Below are 20,498 nucleotides of genomic sequence, written 5' to 3' on the forward strand. Positions count from 1 at the left end.
GGGCGGCCGGATCACTGGCCGGGCTGCTGGCTGGGCTGTGCGGAGGGCTGGGGGGCGGGCGGGGCGCCGCCGTCGAAGGTGACCGGGAGCCCGGCGGGGGCGCCTCCGGTCGGGGCGACCTGGAGGGTCTTGAGGGCGAACTCCATGACCTTCTTGTAGATCGGGCCGCAGATCTGACCGCCGAAGTAGCTGCCCTTGGTGGGGTTCTGGATGGCGCAGTAGACGGTGATCCGCGGGTTGTCGGCGGGCGCGAAGCCGGCGAAGGAGGCCGTGTAGCCCTTGTAGCGGCCGGTGGCCGGATCCACCCGGTTGGAGGTGCCGGTCTTGCCGCCGACCCGGTAGCCGGGGATACGGGCCTTGGTGCCGGTTCCCTCCTGGTCGTCGACGACCGACTCGAGCATCTCGGCCAGGGTCTTGGCGGTCTCCGGGCTGATCACGCGGGTCTGCTCGGGGGCCGGGGTCGGGGTGAAGCGGCCGTCGGGGCCCTTGGTGCCGCGGACCAGGGTGGGCGTGATCCGGACTCCGCCGTTGGCGATCGTCGAGTACACGGAGGCCGCCTGCATGGCGTTGAGGGAGAGGCCCTGGCCGAAAGGGATCGTGTACTGCTGGGAGGTGGACCAGGCCTCGGGCCGCGCGAGGATGCCCCGGGACTCGCCCGGGTAGTTCAGGCCGGTGGGCTGCCCGATGCCGAACTTGTCCAGGTAGGAGTAGAGGACCCGGTTCGCCTCGGGCTGGGTGGCGCCGAGCTGGCCGGTGGCCAGGATGGTGCCGATGTTGGAGGACTTGGCGAGGACCCCGTTGAGGGTCAGGTACCAGGTCGGGTGGTCGATGTCGTCCTTGAACAGCCGGTCTCCGCGGTGCAGCCGGTTGGGCACCTCGACGTGGGTCTCGGAAGTCGCCTTCTTCTCCTCCAGTACGGCGGCCATCGACATCACCTTGGCGGTGGAGCCGGGCTCGTACACGTCCTGGAGCGCCGCGTTGCCCATGGCGGCGGAGCTGGCCTTCGACAGGTCGTTGGGGTCGAATCCCGGGGCGTTGGCCATGGCCAGCACCTCTCCGGTGCGGGTGTCCTGGACGATGACGTAGCCGCGGTCGGCCTCGGACTTGGCGACCTGCTCGGTGATGGCGCTCTGCGCCGCCCACTGGATGTCGCGGTCGATGGTCAGCTCGATGTCCTCGCCGGGCACGGCGGGCTTCTCGCTGGACCCGGCGGTGGGCACGCGGCGGCCGCCGGACTGGGCGTACGTGATGGCGCCGTCCTTGCCGGCCAGCTTCTTGTCGAGGGAGGACTCGAGCCCGCCGGCGCCCTTGCCCTCGGCGTTGACGTAGCCCAGTATCCCGGCGGCCAGGTCCCCGCCCGGGTACACGCGCTTGCTGCTGTCCTCGTTGAACACGCCGGCGAGGACGTTCGCGCCGGGGCCGTTGTTCTTCTTGTCGGCGGCGGCCTTGTCGGCGAAGACCCGCTTGAGGTCCTTGATCTGGTTCCAGACCTGGGGGGTCTGGCGGCGGGCGAGGACGACGTAGCGGGTGTTCTTGGTCTTCAGGCGGGCGGCGAGCTCCTTGGCGTCCTTGCCGAGGATCGGCGCGAGGAGGGCGGCGGCCTGCTCGGGGGCGTCCGGGGCCTTGCTGTCCTGCGGGGTGAACATCTTCGGGTCGGCGGTGATGTCGTACGCGTCGACGCTGGTGGCGAGGGCCACGCCCCTGCGGTCGGTGATCTCACCGCGCTCGGCGGCCAGGGTGTAGCTCGCGAAGCGGTTCTCGGAGGCCTTGGCGGAGTACGCGGAGGCGTCGACGGCCTGCACCTGGAGCAGCCGCACGACGAAGGCCAGCATCACGAGGGTCAGCCCGACGCTGACGAGGCGCAGCCGGGGCTTGGCGCTGCCGAGGCGGATGGTGTGCGGTTTCCGTGCCGGGGCGGGCCTGCGGGTCGCGGGCCGCGAGTTCGCCCGTGCGCGCTCGCCGCCCCCGGGCCGCGCCCGTCCGGGCCCGGGCACCCGCCGCCCGTCCTGCGGCCTCACTCCGTCACCGCCGGGGCCCCGCCCCGCACCCCGTGCCCCGATCGCCGGCGGGGCCGGACAGACCCGGGGCTCCGCCCCAGGCCCCGCGCCTCACACACCGGCGGGGCCGGATGCGGCCCGGCGGGGGCGAAGGCGTGCGGGCTGCGCCCGGCACCGGAGCGCCCGGCGGGCTGGTTGCCGCGCTGCGGCAACCCGGCCCCGCCGGTGTTCGAGGCGCGGGTTGCCGGGAGCCGGCCCCCGACGACGGCTCCGCGCCCGTGCGGGGTCCGGGCGGAGCCCGGTGAAAGGGAGAAGGGCGGGTGCGGGACGGCCCCGCGCAGGGGCAGCCTGCCGGGCCCGGCAGGGCCCGGGCGCGCGGTGGGGGCGGACGGTCCGGTGCAGGGGGAAGGTCCCGCTGGGGGTACCCCCGGCGGTGGCTGGGGGAGGGTCCGCGTCACGACGTCACCTTCCGGGGGTCGGGGTGGGCTGGGGGGCTCCGCCCTGCACGGGCTGGCCGGTCTGGGGTGCGCCGGCCGGGGTGCCGGCCGGGGCGGAGCCGGGGGTGCCGGCCGGGGTGCCGACCGGGGCGCCGCCGGCCGGGGCGGAGCCTGGGGTGCCGACCGGGGCGGAGCCCGGCGGGACCGCGGCCGGGGGGCCGGCCGGGCTCGGGGTCACCCCCGGAGGCGGCGGCAGGGCCTCCGCCACCGCCGCGGTGCCGGTGACCTTGCCGTCCGGGCCGATGAAGACCGGGCTGCCGCCCGGGACCAGGCCCAGCTCAAGGGCCCGCCGCTGCAGAGCGTCCGGCGCCGAGTAGCCGTCCACGTCCCGCTGCAGCGCCTGTTCCTCGTCGGTGATCGCGGTCGTCTCCTTCTTCAGCCTGCTCAGCTGGAAGGAGCCCTGGTTGAGCGCCGAGTTCAAGAGCAGCAGGCTGATCAGCCCGCCGGCGAGCAGCGCCACCACCAGCAGGACGAACGGCGTCCGCGCCGCCTGCCCCGAGGAGCCGCCGCGCAGCCGCCCCAGTCCCCCGGCTTTGCTCACAGCCGCGCCTCCCGGATGCGCTCGACTCCGCGGAAGCGGGCCGGAGCGGCCCGCCGGTTCTCGGCGATTTCCTCCTCCGTGGGCAGTTCCGCGCCACGGGTGAGCAGCTTCAGCTTGGGCTGGTACTTCTCCGGGACCACCGGCAGCCCGGGCGGGGCCGTGGAGGCCGCGCCGGCCGCGAACACCTGCTTGACGAGCCGGTCCTCCAGTGAGTGGTACGAGAGCACCGCGATCCGGCCGCCCACCGCGATCCGCTCCACGGCGGCCGGGATGGCCCGCTCCAGGACCGACAGCTCACCGTTGACCTCGATGCGCAGTGCCTGGAAGGTCCGCTTGGCCGGGTTGCCGCCCGTCCGCTTCGCCGCCTGGGGCAGGGCGTCCCGGATCAGCTCGACGAGCCGCGCGCTGTTCGTGAACGGCTCCTTGTCCCGCTCCCGGACGATCGCCGAGACGATCCGCTTGGCCTGCTTCTCCTCGCCGTACTGGCGCAGGATCCGGACGAGCTCGCCCGGCGGGTAGGTGTTGAGCACCTCGGCGGCGCTCATCCCGGTCGTCTGGTCCATCCGCATGTCCAGCGGCGCGTCCTGCGCGTACGCGAACCCGCGGTCGGCCTCGTCGAGCTGCATGGAGGAGACGCCGAGGTCGAAGAGCACGCCCTGGACGGTCGGGGTGCCGAGCCGGTCCAGTACGTCGGGCAGCTCGTCGTAGACGGCGTGGACGAGGGTGGCCCGGTCGCCGAAGGGCGCGAGCCGCTCGCCGGAGAGCCGCAGGGCCTCCTTGTCGCGGTCGAGGCCGATCAGGTGCGCCTCGGGGAACCGGGTCAGCAGGGCCTCGCTGTGGCCGCCGAGGCCGAGGGTGCAGTCGACGACGACAGCCCCGGGCCTCTCCAGCGCCGGGGCCAACAGGTCCAGGCACCGCTGGAGCATCACCGGGACATGTCGGGACTCGCTAGTCAAAGCGCCCTCTCAGATAACGGCGCGGCAGGCATACGCCGCGCCGCGCACGCGGAGTGTTACCAAGGGGCCGGGCGGCCGGTCAGGGCCGGGCTCCGGCCGGTTCGCGTCACTTTAGTGCAACGGTCGCCGCGGTCAACGAACCGCCCCGCGCGCCGTGCGCGCCTCTCGTACGGAACCCACAAAAGCCGCGAATCACCTGATTGGCCGCCCTCACCTCACTCCTGTGGGTTAGCTCACAACAAGGCCGCTTGACCTTCTTTGTCCATCCTCACTCGATGCCTTTACCGGCGGTGACCACTACCGTCGTATGCATGACGACTTCCGCATCCCTGCCCGCAGAGTCCACCCCCCAGGTATCCAGCGGCGGCTCAGTCACGGACCGGCTGGTGTCGGCGAACCGGCAGTACGCCGCGGAATTCTCGGACCCCGGCATGGACGCCCGCCCCGTCCTCCACGTGGCCGTCGTGGCCTGTATGGACGCCCGCCTCGACCTGCACGCCGCCCTCGGCCTCGAGCTCGGCGACTGCCACACCATCCGCAACGCGGGCGGCGTGGTCACCGACGACACCATCCGCTCCCTCACCATCAGCCAGCGCGCCCTCGGCACCCGCGCGGTGATACTCATCCACCACACCGGCTGCGGTCTCGAAAGCCTGACCGAGGACTTCCGGCACGAACTCGAGGACGAGGTCGGCCAGCGCCCCGCCTGGGCCGTCGAGGCCTTCCGGGACGTGGACCAGGACGTCCGCCAGTCCATGCAGCGGGTCCGGACGAACCCCTTCCTGCCCCACCGCGACGATGTGCGAGGCTTCGTCTTCGACGTGCACACCGGACTCCTGAGGGAGATCGATCCCGCCTCGTGAGTGACACAAGGCCACAACGCCGTCAAGAATGCGGGAAGACGCCGCCCGGAAAACCGTCCGGGCCGGCGTCCGTGTCGGGGTGGGCCGGAGTGCGCTGAGGGCGTCGGCCCTGCAGAAAGGGCCGAGGAGAACCAGGTGACGACGTATGACGACCGAGCGAGCCTCGCGGATCTGACGAGCACCGCGGAGCGGGTGCGCCACTCGGTCGAGAGCGTGATCGAGGGCAAGCCCGAGGTCGTACGCATCGCGCTGACCGTGCTGCTCGCCGAGGGGCACCTGCTGATCGAGGACGTCCCGGGCGTGGGCAAGACCATGCTCGCCAAGACGCTCGCGAAGTCCATCGACTGCTCGGTGCAGCGCATCCAGTTCACGCCGGACCTGCTGCCCTCCGACATCACCGGTGTCAGCATCTACGACCAGCAGCGCCGCGAGTTCGAGTTCAAGCCGGGCGCGATCTTCGCGCAGATCGTCATCGGCGACGAGATCAACCGCGCCTCGCCGAAGACCCAGTCCGCGCTGCTGGAGTCGATGGAGGAGCGCCAGGTCACCATCGACGGCACGACGTACACGCTGCCGAGCCCGTTCATGGTGGTCGCCACCCAGAACCCGGTGGAGATGGAGGGCACCTACCCCCTCCCCGAGGCCCAGCGCGACCGCTTCATGGCCCGCGTCTCCGTCGGCTACCCGAGCCCCGAGGCCGAGCTCCAGATGCTCGACGTGCACGGCGGGATCTCCCCGCTCGACGACCTCCAGGCCGTCGCGCACGCCCACGACATCGTCAAGCTGATAGAGGCCGTGCGCGAGGTGTACGTCGCCGAGCCCGTCCGCCGCTACGTCGTCGACCTGGTCTCCGCCACCCGCAGCCACCCGGACCTGCGCCTGGGCGCCTCGCCCCGTGCCACCCTCCACCTGCTGCGCGCCGTGAAGGCCTCGGCCGCCCTGTCCGGCCGGGAGTACGTGCTGCCCGACGACGTGCAGGCGCTGGCCGCCCCCGTCCTCGCGCACCGGCTGCTGCCCACCGCGCAGGCCCAACTCAATCGGCGCACCGCCGAGCAGGTCGTCCACGACATCCTCCAGCGCACCCCCGTCCCCGCCGCGCACGCCCGCGGCGAGATGCCGCCCGGCGCGGGCACCCGGGGCTTCTGATGAGCGCCGGTGCCCCGCGCGGCGCCGGCGGCGAGGGCCGGGGCGCCGGCGGGCTGCGCGCCTCGCTGTCGGGGCTGACCACCCGCGGCCGGTCCTTCCTGGCCGCTGGGGTCGCCGCCGCCCTGTGCGCGTACGTGCTGGGTCAGGGCGAACTGCTCCGGGTCGGGCTGCTGCTCGCCGTCCTGCCCCTGGTCTGCGTCCTCACCCTGCACCGCACCCGCCACCGGGTCTCCGGCAGCCGCCGGCTGACCCCGGTGCGGGTGCCCGCGGGTTCCGAGGCCCGGGTCCGGCTGCGCATGGAGAACGTCTCCCGGCTGCCCACCGGGCTGCTGATGCTCCAGGACCGGGTGCCGTACGTACTCGGGCCCCGGCCCCGCTTCGTCCTGGACCGGGTCGAGCCCGGCGGGCGCCGCGAGGTCTCCTACCGGGTCCGCTCCGACCTGCGCGGCCGTTACCCGCTGGGCCCGCTCCAGCTGCGGCTGACCGACCCCTTCGGGCTGGTCGAGCTGACCCGCTCCTTCAGCACGTACGACACGCTCACCGTCATTCCGCGTACCGAGGCGCTGCCCCCGGTCCGGCTGACCGGCGAGACCTCCGGCTACGGGGACGGCAGCCGCCGCTCCCTGGCCCTGGCCGGCGACGACGACGTGATCCCGCGCGGCTACCGGCGCGGCGACGACCTGCGCCGGGTGCACTGGCGCTCCACCGCCCGCTACGGCGAGCTGATGGTGCGCCGCGAGGAGCAGCCGCAGCGCAGCAAGGCCACGGTCCTGCTGGACACCCGCGGCGTCGCCTTCGAGGGCGCCGGACCGGACTCGGCCTTCGAGTGGGCGGTGTCCGGGGCCGCCTCGGCCCTGGTGCACCTGCTCGAACAGGGCTTCTCGGTACGGCTGCTGACGGACACCGGGACGTCGGTGCCCGGCGACGGCGGCGGCTTCTCCTCCGGCGGGCAGGAGTCCGCGGAGGCCGCCGGGCTGATGATGGACACCCTCGCCGTCGTCGGGCACTCCGACGGCGCCGGCCTCTCGCGCGCGTACGACGCGGTGCGCAGCGGCGGTGGCAACGGCGGCGGAGGCTTCGGCGGAGCCGGCGGTGACGGGCTCCTCATCGCCTTCTTCGGGGACCTGGACGACGTACAGACGGAACTGGCGGCCAAGATGCGCGTGCGCTGCGGAGGCGCGGTGGCCTTCGTCCTGGACTCCGCGCTCTGGGCCGGGCGGCCCTCGCGGGTGGAGGCGCGGGTGCGCAGGCTGCGCGACGCGGGCTGGACAGCGCTGGCCGCACCGCCCGGAGTGGCGTTCGGGGAGCTGTGGCGCCAGGCCGGGAACGCTCCGCTCGGCACGGGTACTTCCGGAGGTTGGGGATGAGCGGGCGAGCGCGCGTGACGCTCTTCGCGATGCTGGCGACCCTGCTCACCTCGTGGTCGCTGGCCTCGCTGGTGGACTCGGCGGGCTGGCTGCTGCAGGCGGCGCTGCTGCTGGCCGTGCAGAGCGGGGTGGGGGCCGGGGCCCGGCGGGTGCCGCTGGGGCGCACGCTGACCGTGGCCGCGCAGGCCCTGGTGTCGCTGCTGGTGCTCATGTTCCTGTTCGCGGGCAAGGGCGAGTCCACCGGGACCGGGCCGATGGCCTATCTGGTGACGGACTTCGGCGCCCTGTTCCGGCGGGGCGTGCAGGACGTCGGCGAGTTCGCGATCCCGGCGCCGCTGACGGACGGCATCCGGCTGCTGCTGCTGGCCGGGGTGCTGCTGATCGGGCTGCTGGTGGACCTGCTGGCGGTGACCCTGCGGACCGCTGCCGCGGCCGGGCTGCCGCTGCTCGCGCTGTACTCGGTGGCCGCGGGGCTCTCCGGCGGCGCCGGGGCCTCCGCGGTCTCCTTCACGCTGGCGGGCTGCGGCTACCTGTTGCTGCTGCTGGCCGAGGGCCGCGACCGGCTCGCACGGTGGGGCCGGGTCTTCGGCGCGGCCCCGAGCGAGCGGGTGTCGGCGGCCTCGGGGTACGGGGGCGGCGGCGCGGGCACGGGCCAGGCGCTGGCCCCGGTACGCACCGGGCGGCGGATCGGCGCGGTGGCGCTGGGGATCGCGCTGGTGGTGCCGGCGGTGCTGCCCGCTCTCGGCGGCGGGCTGCTGGGTGCGCGGGGCGAGGCCGAGGGCGGCGGCGCCGGCGTCGGCGGGACGATCTCGGCGGTCAACCCGCTGGTCTCCCTGCAGGGCAGCCTGAACGCGCAGGACAACCGGGTGGTGCTGAAGTACCGCACGGACAGCCCGCAGCTCGGCGAGCAGTACCTGCGGATCCTGGCGCTGGACGAGTTCAACGGCGTCAAGTGGGAGGCTTCGGGGCGTGCCCTGACCGATGTGCCGGAGCGGCTGCCGACCCCGCCGGGGCTGAGCGAGCAGGTCCGGGCGACCGGGACCGAGGTACGGACGAGCATCTCGGCGGCGGACACGTACGCGCAGCGCTACCTGCCGATGCCGTACCCGGCGACGGGCGTGGACATCCCCGGCAAGTGGCGGTTCGAGCCGGTCGGCCGGACCCTGGTCGGGGACCAGCTGGGCAAGGACAGGTTCCAGAACGTCCAGGGCTCCATGTACACGGTGCGCAGCCTGCTGCTGCGGCCGACGGCGGTGCAGCTGCAGGCGGCGCCGGAGGCGAATCCGGCGATCAAGGCCGAGTACACGAAGCTTCCGGACAATCTGCCGCCGGTGGTCGCCGATACGGCCCGCCAGGTCACGAAGGGTTCGAAGGACGACTACACGCGGGCGGTGAAGCTCCAGGACTACTTCGCCGTGAACGGTGGATTCCGCTACGACACGAAGGTGGCCTCGGGTACGGGGCCGCAGGCCATCGCCCGGTTCCTCGCGGACAAGGAGGGGTTCTGCATCCACTTCGCGTTCTCGATGGCGGCGATGTCGCGCTCGCTGGGGATCCCGGCACGGGTCGCGGTGGGGTTCACGCCCGGTGAGAAGCAGTCGGACGGCAGCGTGAACGTGTCGATGCGGGACGCGCACGCCTGGCCGGAGCTGTACTTCGAGGGCGTGGGCTGGACCCGGTTCGAGCCGACGCCGCGCCAGGGCATCACGATTCCGGACTACTCCCGGGCGGAGACCCCGGCCGCCCAGCCGTCCGCACCGACGGCGCTGCCCTCACAGGGCGCGACGCAGCCGTCGGCGGCGCCGTCGAAGGCCGACGACTGCCCGCCGGAGCTGAAGAAGCTGGGCGAGTGCGGGGCTGCGGCGGCCCACCCGAACACGGGATCCGCAGGCGGTGGCCCGTCACTGACCGCGGTACTGGGCTGGATCCTGTCCGTGCTGGCCCTGCTGGCCCTCCCGCTGCTCCCGCTGCTGTGGCGGACGCGGGCGCGGGGCCGCCGGCTGGCCGCGGGGCGCGTCCTGCCGGCCTGGCAGGAGCTGGGCGACGCGGCCTGGGACGTGAACATCCCGCCGGACGAGGCCTTGTCGCCCCGGCGGGCGGCGGCGCGGCTGGTCGTCCTGGGCCGGCTGGAGCCAAAGGCGGCGGATGCGGTGCACCGGGTCGCGGGGGCGGTGGAGCGGGCGCTGTACGCCCCGCCCGGCGAGGAGGCCCCGTACGAGACCCTCGCGGCGGACGTCCTGCTGGCGCGCGCCGCGCTCCTCGGGGCCGTCGGCCGCGGCTCGCGCCTGCGTGCGCTGCTCCTCCCCCGCTCGGCGGTGCGCCTGCGCTGGTCGGCGGCAGCCCGCTGGTCGTCCCTGACGGCCCGGGCCGCGGCCCCACTGGCCCGGGCCTCGGCCCTGCTCTCCCGCACCTGGGCCCGCATCCCGCTCCGGAGCCGCGGCTGATTTCAGCCCCGCAGGCGTTTGAGGCGCCCGGCCGCGGGGGCTCGGGGGCGGCGCCCCCGCTGCGGCGCCGCGAGCGGTGCGGGGAACGGTGGAAGGGCGGTGCGGGGTGAGGCTCCGCCCAGCGGCAACGGCACGACCCGCGGAGGCGACGGCGCGGCGAGGCTCGATCCCCCCGAGCCCCGCCGCGCTGCGTCCCCCGCTGACGGCGAAGGTACCCGGCCCGCACCGGCCGCCCCGTGTCGGCGGTCCGGACCGGATCCCCGTCCGTTGTCCCCAGTCTGGCGTCTGCGCAGGTGAGGGCCCATCCGCGCGCGTACTCATCCCGCGCCTGGGTACACGTACTCAGGCCCGGCAATCCGCGGAGCGGGCGGCGCCACCAGTTCTACGCCGTCCCGGCGCACCGCGGCACCGCCGATCGGGGGTCACGGGGCCCCGGCCGGACGTCCTCAGCGGTTCCCGCTGACCCGGCCCCGCAGCAGCAGCGACAGCGCCGAGTGCACGTCGTCCAGCGACCGTTCGCTCTGGAACGACTGCCAGTCCAGCGCGGCCACCAGCACCATGCCCACCATCGCGGCAGCCGTGAGCGGCACGTCGATCTCGGCGCTGAGCTCCCCCCGCTCCACGCCCTCCCGCAGCACGGTCTCCACGACGGCCACCGCCTCGCGCCGGACCACCATCAGCGTGGACTGCCACGCCCGGTTGGTCCGCCACAGCTCGGCGACGTACAGCTGGGTGAAGGCCGGGTACCGGTCGATGAAGACGAGCCCGGCCCGGATCATCGCGTCGAGCGCCTCGACCCGGCTGCCGCCCCGCTGCTCCGTCTCCTCGGCCGCGGTGCGCAGCGAGGCCGTCAGCAGGCCGACGCCGTGGCGCAGCAGCTCCTCGAAGAGTTCGTTCTTGCTCGCAAAGTTGTAGTAGACGGTGCCCTTCGCGACGCCCGCCCGCTCGGCGATCTCGTCGACCGTGGTCGCGGAGAATCCCTGCTCGGCGATGAGTGTGACGGCCGCCTCGTAGAGCTTCTGGCGCGTCGCCTGCCGGCGGCCACTGCCGCCGGTACCGGTGCTGCTCGTGTCCATGGCGCTGATTCTCACAGGTCAACCTATCCCTACAGGCTCAGTTCGGGGTGCAGCCTGTCCATCGTCCACACCTGCTTGCCGCGGGCGGCGAGCGTGGTGAGGGCGAGGGAGCCCGCGGTGAAGGCGACCAGGACCGCACAGCCCACCCAGACCCGGGTGAGGTCGCCGCCGGAGATGAGGCGGCGCAGTCCCTCGACGATGTAGGTCATCGGCAGGTACGGGTGGATCCAGTTGAAGAAGGGGGGGCTGGTCTCGACGGGGTACGTACCGCCGGCCGAGGTCAGCTGCAGCATCAGCACGACGAGGACCAGGATGCGCCCGGCCGCCCCGAACTTCGCGTTGAGCCACTGGACCATCGCCGCGAAGCAGCCGGTGGCCAGCGAGAGGAAGCCGATGGCCAGCGCGGGGCGTTCCATCTCCAGGCCGAGGCCCCAGTGGAGTACGGACATCAGCGCGGCCACCTGCAGGACCCCGATGCCCACCACGGGCAGCCAGCCGGCGAGGGCGATCCGCCACGGCGAGGCGCCGGCGGCCAGGGCACGCCGGTTGAGCGGCGCGATGAGCATGTAGGCGACCATCGCGCCGACCCAGAGGGAGAGCGGGATGAAGTACGGCGCGAAGCCGGTGCCGTAGTTGGGCGCCTTGTGCAGGGACTGGTTGGCGAGCTTCACCGGGTCGGCCATCACCTGGGTGCGGGCGTCGCGCTGCCGCTGGTCGTAGTCCGGGATCTTGTCGGCGCCGTCGTGCAGGCCGCCGGCGAGTTCGCCGGTGCCGTCGACGAGCTTGTACATGCCGCCGTCGAGGCGGTGGGCTCCGTCGCCGAGCTTGCCGACGCCGTCGCCGAGGGCGCCGGAGCCGTCGGCGGCGGTGCCGAGGCCGGTGTGCAGCTGGCCCATGCCGGTGGCGACCTGGTGGGCGCCGGTGTTGAGGGCGTCGACCTTGGCGACGGCCGCGTCGAGGTCGGAGGAGAGTCCGGGGGCGGCCGCGGCGAGTGCGCGGGCCTGCTTCTCCAGGTCGGTGAGCTGTCCGCGGAGCTTGCCGAGGTCGCCGCCCGCGTCCTTGACCACGGTGTTGACGTCGCCGGCCAGCTGGGCGCCCTCGGCGGCGTCGTCCTTGAGCTTCTTCAGCTGGGGGCAGGTGGCGGGTACCGGCTGGGCGGCGGCGGTGCAGGTCTTGGCGTAGACGTCGGCGGCGCCGGTGGAGACCCGCTGGGTGACGGCTGCGGCGGCCGGGGCCTTCTTGGCGAAGGTGTCGAGGTGGTTGTTGACGACCTTGGCGGTGTCCGCGACCAGGACGGCGGTGTCGGCGATCTGCTGGGGGTCCTTGAGGAACGGGCGGGCCTTGCCGGCGGCTCCGTTGACCTTGTCGGCCAGCGTCTGGGTGCCGTTCGCGATGTCCCGCGAACCGGTCTCCAGCTTGCCGGCGGCCGAGTCGAGCTTCTTCAGACCGCCGGTGAGCTCGCCGGTCTTCTCCTTCGCCGTGTCCAGACCGTCGGCGAGGTCCTTGGCCCCCTGCTGGGCCTTGCCGGCTCCGTCCTTGAGCTGGTCGGCTCCGTCGGCGGCCTCGGCGGTCTTGTCGTGGAGGTCGGAGAAGGAGACGAAGATCTTGTCGAGGAAGCCGCGGGAGGCATTGGCGGACGCCGCGGAGCGGACCTCGGAGAAGACGGTGCGCGAGATCGATCCGACGATGTAGTTGTTCGCGTCGTTCGTACGGACCTGCAGGGCGCCGGTGGTGGGGTCGTCACCCGCGCTGGAGGTGATCTTCGTGCTGAAGTCGGCGGGCATGGTGAGGGAGAGGTAGTACGTCCCCTTCTCCACTCCCTTGGCCGCTTCCTCGGCGCTGACCTCGCGCCAGTCGAAGGTCTTGCTGTCGTGGAGCTTCCGGGCGATCTCGCCGCCGGCGTCGACGTGCTTGCCGGCGACGGTGGCGCCCTTGTCGGCGTTGACGAGGGCGACGGGCACCCTGTCCAGGTTCTTGTACGGGTCCCAGAAGGAGCACAGGTACAGCGCGCCGTACAGCAGCGGCAGCAGGAGCAGCGCGATGAGCGCGGCCACGGGCAGCTTCCCCCGCCCGAACCGCTTCAGCTCAAGCGCGGCCAGCTTCGGCGATCGCATCGTCCGCCCCCTTCGTGTCTTCGGTGTCCTCGGTGTCCTCGGCGCCTTCGGTCTTCTTTTCGGTGCCGGACGCGGCGGCCTCGGGCTTCGGCTCGGGGGCGGGCTCTGGCTCTGGCTCGGGCTCGGGCTCGGGCTCGGGCTCGGGCTCGGGCTCGGGCTTCGGCTCGGGCTTCGGCTCGGGCTTCGGCTCGGGCTTCGGCCTGGGTTCGGTGGCGCCCGTACGCAGGACCGTCACGTCGTCCGGCGCCTCGCTGCACACCGCGAGGACGGTGGTCCCGCGGGCGGCGATGGAGCGGAGCAGGGTCCAGGCCTCGGCGCGTTCGGCGTCCGAGAGCTTGAGGTCCAGGTCGTCGAGGGCCAGCAGCCGCGGCGCGCCCAGCAGGGCGATGGCCACGGACAGCCGGACCGCCTCCAGGCGCTCCAGGTCGCGTACGGAGGTCCGCGGGCCCTTGGGCAGCGCGGCGAGGTCCAGCCCGGCGGCGGCCAGGGCGGCCTCGATCCGGGCCTCGGTGCCTGCGCGGCGCTCGCCGCGCGGGCGCAGCAGGGCGCGGACGGGTCCCTCGTAGCGGCGCTGGAGCAGTGCCCCCTCGCGCAGTTGCTCGGCGACGGTGAGGGACTGGTCGAGCTCGTTGACCCCGGTGACCGGGCCGAGGGCGGCGATCCGGCGGACCGCGGCCATGTGCCGCGGCAGCCGGTGGCCGGCGATCTCGGCGTGGCCCTCGGTGGCCTTCATGCGTCCGGTGAGGGCGAGGACCAGGCAGGTCCGGCCGCTGCCGGAGGGGCCTTCGACCGCGATGAGCGAGCCGGGCTCCGCATCGAGGCCCACCCCTCGGAACACCCAGCCGCGCGGGCCCTTGAGTCCGAAGTTCTCGGCTTTGACGGCCGCACCGTGCGGGCTGTCCACGCCGCCCCCCTCCTTTTGAACTGACCGGTCAGTTCAAAAACTAGCACCTTTGGGTGCACCACATGCGCACAGGGGGGCAGTTGACCGGACAGAGCGGGCAAAACAGCAGGTCAGCGCAATTGTCAGTGGCGACCGTCACGATGAAGGCAGGCACAAACACAGACACAGCAGTACGCAACGACAGGAGGTTCGTCATGGCCACACCGTCCCCGTCCCCTGTCCACCCCGTCCCGCGCAGGTCGGCAGCCCCCTCCCCTCCGGCTCCGCCGTCGGGATGCCCCAAGGCCGCGCTCGATCTGCTCGCCAAGGCCCGCGCCGGCCTGGCCGAGGCCGTCCGGCTGACCCGGCCCAACGAGCGGTACGCCACCGCGCACCTGGCAGCGCTGCGCACCGCCGCGGCCGTGCTCGCCGCGCGCGGGCGGCCCGAGCCGGTCGGCCCACGGCGCCGGCCCCGGATCCGCAGCGCGTGGGAGGTACTGCCGGAGATAGCACCGGAGCTGACGGAGTGGAGCGCACTGTTCGCCTCCGGCGCCGACCGCCGGGCGCGGGCCGAGGCGGGGATACGGGATGCGGCGACGGTCCGGGACGCGGACGATCTGGTGCGCGCCGTGGAGATGTTCCTGCGGCTGGTGGAGCGGATGCTCGTCCTCCAGCCGGTGGCGCCCACCCTGCCGCAGCCGCGTCCCGAGCACCCGGAACCTCCCGACGCGGGCTGAGCTGCCCGGAGTGACCGGCAGGACATCCGCCAGGCAATAGGGTGGGGCTCACATCTCTCACCCTTGTCGCGCCGAGGAGCCATCAGCCGTGTCGGACACTTCCCGCCCCCGTGCCTCCCTCCGCACCGCCGTGGTGTGGGAGGTCCTCAAGGAGGCGCTCGACCGCCGGGTGAAGGCGACCGGGCGGGATGTGCTGGACGTGCTGGACACCGGTGGCGGCACCGGCAAGTTCGCCGTGCCGGTGGCCCGGCTCGGCCACCGGGTGACCGTGGTCGACCCCAGCCCGAACGCGCTGTTCGGGCTGGAGCGCCGCGTCGCCGAGGCCGGCGTCGCCGGCCTGGTCCGCGGGGTACAGGGCGACGCCCAGGGCCTGTTGGACGTCGTCGAGCGGGACGCGTACGACGTGGTGCTCTGCCACGGCGTGCTCGAGTACGTGGACGACCCGGCCGAGGGCGTGGCCAACGCGGTCGCCGCCCTGCGCCCAGGCGGCACGCTCAGCCTGCTGGGCGCGGGCCTCGGCGGGGCCGTGCTGGCCCGCGCGCTGGCCGGCCACTTCACCGAGGCCCGTACGGCGCTCACCGACCCGGCCGGCCGCTGGGGCGCGGGCGACCCGGTACCGCGCCGCTTCACCGCCGAGCAGCTCACCGAGCTGGTCGGCGGAGCCGGCCTGGAGGTCGGCCCGGTGCACGGAGTCCGCGTGTTCGCCGACCTCGTCCCCGGCGTCCTGGTGGACACCGAGCCGGGCGCGGTCGAGGCGCTGCTGCGCCTGGAGGAGGCCGCCGCCGAGCTGCCGGCCTTCCACGCGGTCGCCACGCAGCTGCATGTACTCGGTGAGAAGCGGCTGGGCGAGAAGCGCGCCTGATCTGCGGAGCTTCCGCTCACGGAGTACACCGGAGACCCTCCGGTCCGGCGGCCGGCCCCGTATGATCGTGGACAGTGACCGGCATGGTGGACGGGCCATTGGGGAATAAGCGCCTCAGTGACCGCCCTCCCGGCGGTACGGTTTCGCGCAGGGTTTTGCTCAGGCGTCGCCTTTTCGGGCGGTGCCTTTTCCGGGCAGTGTTTTGGAACCTGGCGTAGAGGGCGGGTATCACGGGGGCGATTCCCCGCCTATCCTGAAGGGGACCCCTGGTCGCTACCCCCCGCGACCGACGGATGAGGAGGACTCCCGTGCCGCTCTCGGAGCACGAGCAGCGAATGCTCGAGCAGATGGAGCGAGCGCTGTACGCCGAAGATCCCAAGTTCGCGACAGCGCTTGAGGGAAGCGGACTGCGTACGTACACCCGGCGACGGGTCTACCAGGCAGTCGCAGGCATTGTGGTGGGTATCGCGCTCCTCATGACCGGTGTGATCATTCCGAACGTACTCTGGGTCAGCGTGGTGGGATTCCTCGTCATGCTCGGCTGTACGGTCCTCGTGGTCACCGGTTGGCGCAAGGCACCCAAGCCTGGCGAGCAGCCCGTCTCCGGCAGTGCAGGCGGTTCGGCCCACGGCCGCAGCCGGCAGCGTCGGTCGATGATGACCCGCATCGAGGAGCGGTGGCAGCGCCGCCGCGACGAACAGGGGCAGTAGGCCCCCGCAGACATGGGTGAGGGGACGGCCGCCGTACGGCGGCCGTCCCCTCACGTCTTGCCGTCCCCTCACGTCTTGGCCCCGCCGGTCCGGGACCGGCGGGGCTACGGCATGATGATCCGATGAGTGTGCTCCCCCTGGTCTTCACCAGCGGCTGGGCCAGCGGGATCAACGCCTACGCCGTGGTCCTCCTGCTCGGCATCTTCGGCAGAACCGGACTGACCGACGAGGTCCCCGCGTCCCTCCAGCGCACCGACGTGCTGATCGTCGTCGGCGTACTGTTCCTCTGCGAGGTCGCCGCCGACAAGATCCCTTACGTGGACTCGGTCTGGGACACCGTGCACACCGTGATCCGCCCGGTGTCCGGCGCCGTGGTCGGCGCACTGCTGGCCGGCCAGAGCGGCTCGCTCTCCGACATCGCCGCCGGTGCGATCGGCGGCTCCACCGCGCTGGCCAGCCATTTCGTCAAGGCCGGCACCCGCATGGCCGTCAACACCTCGCCGGAGCCGTTCAGCAACATCGCGCTGAGCATCGCCGAGGACCTGGGCGTGGCCGGCATCGTCACCTTCGCGATGTTCCACCCCGAGGCCGCCGCGATCATCGTGGCCGTCCTGCTGGCCGCCGGTCTGGCCGTGCTCGTCTTCCTGTGGACCCGGATCCGCCGCTTCCTGCGCCGCCGGGCCCAGCGCCGCGAGGACAAGCGGCTCGCCGCCGGGGAACGCGAGGCGGCCGCGCGGGCCGCAGTGCCACCCCGCTGACCTCCCGCGATTGCGCTCGATAGGGTCATCCGCATGGCACGAATTGCGGTGATCGGCGCCGGCATGGGCGCGATGGCTACGGCGGCCCGGCTGGCCGTGGCGGGACACCGGGTGACGGTGTACGAGCGCGGGTCGACGTACGGCGGATCCGTCGGCCGGTACGAGCGCGACGGTTTCGCCTTCGACACCGGGCCCGGGCTGCTGCACCTGCCCGCCGTCTACCGCGACCTGTTCGTCAAGACCGGCAAGCGGCCCCTGGAGGACAGCGTCGAGCTGGTCCAGGTCGACCCTGCCGTCCGGCACCTCCTGGCCGACGGCACGGCCGTCACCCTCCCGGGCGGCTCGCGCGGCGGCGCCGCCGCCGTCCTCGACCAGGCCTTCGGCACGGGCGCCGGAGACCGCTGGAACGGGGTCCTGGGCCGGGCCCGGGACGCCTGGAACGCCACCCGCCGCCCCCTGCTGGAGGAGCCGCTGCGCCCCGACTGGCAGGTGCTGGGCGGCGATCCGTACCCCGCGCTGCGGGGGAGCGGCCTGCTCCGCCGCCGCCCGCCGACCCTCGCCGAGGTGGCCGGGCGCGAGCTGGGCGGGGAGCTCGGCGAGCTACTGGCCGCCCGGGTGCGGGCGTACGGGGTCGACCCCGCCACCGCGCCTGCCGCGGCGGCCGTGCTCCCGTACATGGAGCAGACCTTCGGCAGCTGGTACGTGCGCGGCGGGATGCGGGAGCTGGCCACCGCCGTGTACGAGCGCTGCCGGGAGCGGAAGGTCGCCTTCGTCTTCGACACGCCGGTACGGGAGGTCCTGGAGCGGGACGGCCGCGCGGCCGGGCTGCTGCTGGCCGACGGCTCCGAGGCCGCCGCCGACCTCGTGGTCTGCGGGGCCGACCCGCGGCAGCTGCGGGCCCCGCTGCCGGCCGGCGGCGCCCCGGCCCGCGGGCCGGGGGTGGCCAGCCGGCTGACCCTGCTGCTCGCGCTGCGCGGCGCCCGCCCCGCGGACGCCGTCCACCGCACCCTGGTCCACTCCCCCGGCGCCCAGCTGACCGTGCTGCGCCCCGACGACCCCGCCGTACGGCCCGACGCGGACCACGAGGCGGTCACCGTGAGCGCCGTCTGCGGCCCCGAGGGCGCCCCTGCGCCCCGCGCGGAGGAGCTGCTGGACCTGGCGGCCCGGGCCGTTCCGGGGCTGCGCGAGCGGCTGTTGTGGACGCACGCGCGTACGCCCGCGGACATCGAGGCGGCCACCGGCGCGCAGGGCGGCGCGGTGCCCCCGCCCGCGCTCGCCGGAGCCGGCGGCCGGATGCTCTACCCCGCCAACACCACCGCCCTGCCGGGGCTGTTCCTCGCGGGCGGCTGGGCGCATCCCGGCGGCGGGCTGGCACACGCCGGGATGACCGGGGCCCTGGTGGCCGGACTGATCGTGGAGGGCGCGGAGTTCCGCGGCTCCCAGTGACAGGGACGCCCCCGGGGAACGGACCCCGGGGGCTCTCGCGGCCTCAGTAGCGGTACTGCTCGTATTCACCGGAGCCCTGGTACGGGTACTGCTGTTGCTGTTGCTGTTGCTGTTCCTGTTGCTGCGGCTGTTGCTGCGGCTGTTGCTGCGGCTGTTGCTGCGGCTGTTGCTGCGGGTACGGAAGCTGGTCGTCGCCCGGGTAGGGATGGGCGGCCCCGTCGGTGGACCGCTGCTGCGGCACCCACACCCCGCCCGGCGGGGTGTCCATGGAGTACTGCTGCTGCCCGCCCGCACTCGCGTACGGGTCGGCGGAGTAGCCGGCGTACGGGGTGTAGTCGTACGGCTGTTGCGGGATGACGGCCCCGCCGGTGCCGATGTACGGGTCCGAGTAGGCGGCGTAGACCTGCTGTTCGCCGCCGGCCGGATAACCCGCGGAGTAGTCGTAGCCGCCCTGGGTCTGCGGGTCGTGGGCCTGCCCGTCGTAGTAGGGCGCGTACTGGTGGGCGTCCTGCTCGGCCGTGGAGAACGGCGAGGCGAACGCCGCCGTCTGCCCCGCGTCGGCGGTGGGCGCGAAGCTCTGTATCCCGTACGACCCGGTGTCCTCGGGCAGCGGCTCCGGGCTGTAGAACTGCTCGGTCGCGGCCTGGAACTGCGGCGTCGGCTGCTCGTTGCCGGACGCGTCGGGCTCGTCGGGCTCGTCGGCCCCGTCGGCGGCCACGGCCGTCCCGTCCGGCCCGTACTCCAGCGAGGTCACCTGCAGCGCGGGCTCGGGGCGCGGACCGCCCGCCCGGCGGCGCCGGGTCTGCCGTACGGGCTCACCGCCCCGGCGCAGCGCCCAGCCGGCCTCGAAGCCCTTGCGGAAGGAGAGCGTCACCAGGGTCTGGCCCACGGCGAACGCGGCCGCGCCCACGCCGATGACCAGGACCGACGGCAGCACCACCCCGGCGACCACACCGAGGAACCCGGCGAACGCGAGCAGGCGCCAGCGCAGCCGGGCCTTGTACTGCATCAGGACCTCGGCAAGCAGCCACAACGCGACGAAACCGAACGCGATGTAGAGGACCGTCATTCCCATGCGTGGCACCTCTCGGTACGGCCCACCGCCCGGGAAATGGGGGCCGGCCGATCAGGCCCGCTGGTGCAGGCCCAGGTTCTCGTAGATCTCGAGAGTCGCCGTGGAGTTGTTCAGCGTGATGAAGTGCAGCCCCGGGACACCCTCGGACAGCAGCCGCGCGCAGAACTCCGTGGCGAACTCGATCCCAATGGAGCGTACAGCGGCCGGATCGTCCTTGACGGCGAGCATGCGCTCTTTCGCGGCTGCGGGGAAGACTGCGTTGCTGAGTTGCGGCAACCGGTCGAGCTGCTTGATGCCCACAACAGGCATGACCTCGGGGATGATCGGGGTCTCGCAGCCCGCCTTCTGGGCGCTGTCGCGCAGCCGGAGATAATTCTCCGGGTCGAAGAACATCTGGGTGATCGCGTAGTCGGCGCCGGCACGGCACTTGTCCACGAAGTGCCGGATGTCCGTGTCCCAGTCCGCCGAGCGCGGGTGCATTTCGGGGAAGGCCGCGACGCCCACGCAGAAGTCGCCGGACTCCTTGAGCAGCCGGACCAGGTCGGCGGCGTAGTGCACGCCCTCGGGGTGCGCCACCCACGGACCCATGGGGTCGCCCGGCGGATCGCCGCGCACGGCGAGCATGTTGCGGATGCCGGCGTCGGCGAACTGGCCGATCACATTGCGCAGCTCGGCGATGGAGTGGTCGACCGCGGTGAGGTGCGCGACGGGGGTCAGGGTGGTGTCGGCGGCGATCTGCTGGGTGGCCTTGACGGTGCCGCCGCGCGTGGAGCCGCCGGCCCCGTAGGTCACGGAGACGAAGCTCGGGCCCACCGCCTCGATCCGGCGCAGCGCGTTCCAGAGGTTGCGCTCGCCCTTCGCCGTCTTGGGGGCCCAGAACTCGAAGGAGTACGACGGGCTCCCGGACGCCAGCAGGTCACGGACCGTGCGTGCACGGTCCGTACGGGTGGAAGCGGTACCAAGGGCCATACGGGCAGGTTAGACGCGCCCTCGCGGTCGCCGAAGACGTGTCCGCCTTTTGGACAC

Annotated in this window: 17 protein-coding genes; 9 read left to right on the forward strand and 8 right to left on the reverse strand. The window is 73.4% G+C overall.

Annotated elements, in window-relative coordinates:
• Positions 1-11: 11 nt before the first annotated feature.
• From AB0I68_RS01475 to rsmH, 3 genes are all read right to left on the reverse strand, one after another.
• Positions 12-2,018: a penicillin-binding protein 2 gene (locus AB0I68_RS01475; RefSeq protein ID WP_363175112.1), complete on the reverse strand. Its 2,007-nt coding sequence runs from the start codon at positions 2,016-2,018 to the stop codon at positions 12-14.
• A gap of 441 nt (positions 2,019-2,459) precedes the next feature.
• The gene (locus AB0I68_RS01480; RefSeq protein WP_363175113.1) at positions 2,460-3,035 is read right to left on the reverse strand and encodes a hypothetical protein; all 576 of its coding nucleotides are present in this window, start codon (positions 3,033-3,035) and stop codon (positions 2,460-2,462) included.
• Positions 3,032-3,991, reverse strand: coding sequence for a 16S rRNA (cytosine(1402)-N(4))-methyltransferase RsmH (gene rsmH, locus AB0I68_RS01485; RefSeq protein WP_363175114.1), 960 nt, complete (start codon positions 3,989-3,991; stop codon positions 3,032-3,034). The genes AB0I68_RS01480 and rsmH overlap by 4 nt, the downstream gene beginning before the upstream one ends.
• Before the next feature lie 311 nt (positions 3,992-4,302).
• Here rsmH and AB0I68_RS01490 point away from each other — a divergent pair, with 311 nt between their 5' ends.
• The 4 genes from AB0I68_RS01490 (at position 4,303) to AB0I68_RS01505 (ending at position 9,811) form a co-directional block, all read left to right on the forward strand.
• Entirely contained in the window at positions 4,303-4,854 is a 552-nt protein-coding gene (locus tag AB0I68_RS01490) for a carbonic anhydrase (protein WP_363175115.1), read from the forward strand.
• A gap of 135 nt (positions 4,855-4,989) precedes the next feature.
• A complete protein-coding gene (locus AB0I68_RS01495) occupies positions 4,990-6,000 on the forward strand; it encodes a MoxR family ATPase (protein ID WP_363175116.1) in 1,011 nt (336 codons plus the stop codon).
• Entirely contained in the window at positions 6,000-7,367 is a 1,368-nt protein-coding gene (locus AB0I68_RS01500; protein WP_363175117.1) for a DUF58 domain-containing protein, read from the forward strand. Before AB0I68_RS01495 ends, AB0I68_RS01500 begins: the two co-directional genes overlap by 1 nt.
• Entirely contained in the window at positions 7,364-9,811 is a 2,448-nt protein-coding gene (locus AB0I68_RS01505; protein ID WP_363175118.1) for a transglutaminaseTgpA domain-containing protein, read from the forward strand. The genes AB0I68_RS01500 and AB0I68_RS01505 overlap by 4 nt, the downstream gene beginning before the upstream one ends.
• Before the next feature lie 446 nt (positions 9,812-10,257).
• Here AB0I68_RS01505 and AB0I68_RS01510 read toward each other — a convergent pair whose 3' ends face one another.
• The 3 genes from AB0I68_RS01510 to AB0I68_RS01520 are packed head-to-tail and all read right to left on the reverse strand — an operon-like array spanning position 10,258 to position 13,905.
• Positions 10,258-10,887 (reverse strand): helix-turn-helix domain-containing protein, encoded by a 630-nt coding sequence (locus AB0I68_RS01510; RefSeq protein ID WP_363175119.1) that lies wholly within the window; start codon positions 10,885-10,887, stop codon positions 10,258-10,260.
• Positions 10,888-10,916: 29 nt separating this feature from the next.
• Complete coding sequence (locus tag AB0I68_RS01515; protein ID WP_363175120.1) at positions 10,917-13,001, reverse strand: YhgE/Pip domain-containing protein; 2,085 nt, start codon at positions 12,999-13,001, stop codon at positions 10,917-10,919.
• Positions 12,973-13,905: an ATP-binding cassette domain-containing protein gene (locus AB0I68_RS01520; protein ID WP_363175121.1), complete on the reverse strand. Its 933-nt coding sequence runs from the start codon at positions 13,903-13,905 to the stop codon at positions 12,973-12,975. Before AB0I68_RS01520 ends, AB0I68_RS01515 begins: the two co-directional genes overlap by 29 nt.
• 194 nt (positions 13,906-14,099) lie before the next feature.
• Between AB0I68_RS01520 and AB0I68_RS01525 the strand changes: the two genes are divergently transcribed.
• From AB0I68_RS01525 to AB0I68_RS01545, 5 genes are all read left to right on the forward strand, one after another.
• Positions 14,100-14,621 carry an SAV_6107 family HEPN domain-containing protein gene (locus AB0I68_RS01525; protein ID WP_363175122.1) on the forward strand — a complete coding sequence of 174 codons (522 nt, stop codon included), beginning with the start codon at positions 14,100-14,102 and terminating at the stop codon, positions 14,619-14,621.
• An 88-nt stretch (positions 14,622-14,709) separates the two neighbouring features.
• Positions 14,710-15,483, forward strand: coding sequence for a methyltransferase domain-containing protein (locus AB0I68_RS01530; RefSeq protein WP_363175123.1), 774 nt, complete (start codon positions 14,710-14,712; stop codon positions 15,481-15,483).
• A gap of 308 nt (positions 15,484-15,791) precedes the next feature.
• A complete protein-coding gene (locus AB0I68_RS01535) occupies positions 15,792-16,193 on the forward strand; it encodes a DUF3040 domain-containing protein (RefSeq protein ID WP_363175124.1) in 402 nt (133 codons plus the stop codon).
• A 122-nt stretch (positions 16,194-16,315) separates the two neighbouring features.
• Entirely contained in the window at positions 16,316-16,951 is a 636-nt protein-coding gene (locus AB0I68_RS01540; protein ID WP_363175125.1) for a DUF4126 domain-containing protein, read from the forward strand.
• Between the two features lie 33 nt (positions 16,952-16,984).
• The gene (locus AB0I68_RS01545) at positions 16,985-18,397 is read left to right on the forward strand and encodes an NAD(P)/FAD-dependent oxidoreductase (RefSeq protein ID WP_363175126.1); all 1,413 of its coding nucleotides are present in this window, start codon (positions 16,985-16,987) and stop codon (positions 18,395-18,397) included.
• A 43-nt stretch (positions 18,398-18,440) separates the two neighbouring features.
• On the opposite strand, the gene AB0I68_RS01550 is transcribed toward AB0I68_RS01545, so the two are convergent.
• Together AB0I68_RS01550 and metF are read right to left on the reverse strand one after the other, a co-directional pair.
• Entirely contained in the window at positions 18,441-19,472 is a 1,032-nt protein-coding gene (locus tag AB0I68_RS01550) for a hypothetical protein (protein WP_363175127.1), read from the reverse strand.
• Positions 19,473-19,523: 51 nt separating this feature from the next.
• Positions 19,524-20,441, reverse strand: coding sequence for a methylenetetrahydrofolate reductase [NAD(P)H] (gene metF, locus AB0I68_RS01555; protein WP_363175128.1), 918 nt, complete (start codon positions 20,439-20,441; stop codon positions 19,524-19,526).
• Positions 20,442-20,498 lie beyond the last annotated feature (57 nt).

The sequence above is a fragment of the Streptomyces sp. NPDC050448 genome, from assembly GCF_040655295.1.
Lineage (GTDB): Bacteria > Actinomycetota > Actinomycetes > Streptomycetales > Streptomycetaceae > Streptomyces.

Coding starts and splice junctions, on each gene's coding strand:
- AB0I68_RS01490 (WP_363175115.1), top strand. CDS start 4,303: ATGACGACTTCCGCATCCCTGCCCGCAGAGTCCACCCCCCAGGTATCC.
- AB0I68_RS01500 (WP_363175117.1), top strand. CDS start 6,000: ATGAGCGCCGGTGCCCCGCGCGGCGCCGGCGGCGAGGGCCGGGGCGCC.
- AB0I68_RS01505 (WP_363175118.1), top strand. CDS start 7,364: ATGAGCGGGCGAGCGCGCGTGACGCTCTTCGCGATGCTGGCGACCCTG.
- AB0I68_RS01510 (WP_363175119.1), bottom strand. CDS start 10,887: ATGGACACGAGCAGCACCGGTACCGGCGGCAGTGGCCGCCGGCAGGCG.
- AB0I68_RS01515 (WP_363175120.1), bottom strand. CDS start 13,001: ATGCGATCGCCGAAGCTGGCCGCGCTTGAGCTGAAGCGGTTCGGGCGG.
- AB0I68_RS01525 (WP_363175122.1), top strand. CDS start 14,100: ATGGCCACACCGTCCCCGTCCCCTGTCCACCCCGTCCCGCGCAGGTCG.
- AB0I68_RS01540 (WP_363175125.1), top strand. CDS start 16,316: ATGAGTGTGCTCCCCCTGGTCTTCACCAGCGGCTGGGCCAGCGGGATC.
- AB0I68_RS01545 (WP_363175126.1), top strand. CDS start 16,985: ATGGCACGAATTGCGGTGATCGGCGCCGGCATGGGCGCGATGGCTACG.
- AB0I68_RS01550 (WP_363175127.1), bottom strand. CDS start 19,472: ATGGGAATGACGGTCCTCTACATCGCGTTCGGTTTCGTCGCGTTGTGG.
- metF (WP_363175128.1), bottom strand. CDS start 20,441: ATGGCCCTTGGTACCGCTTCCACCCGTACGGACCGTGCACGCACGGTC.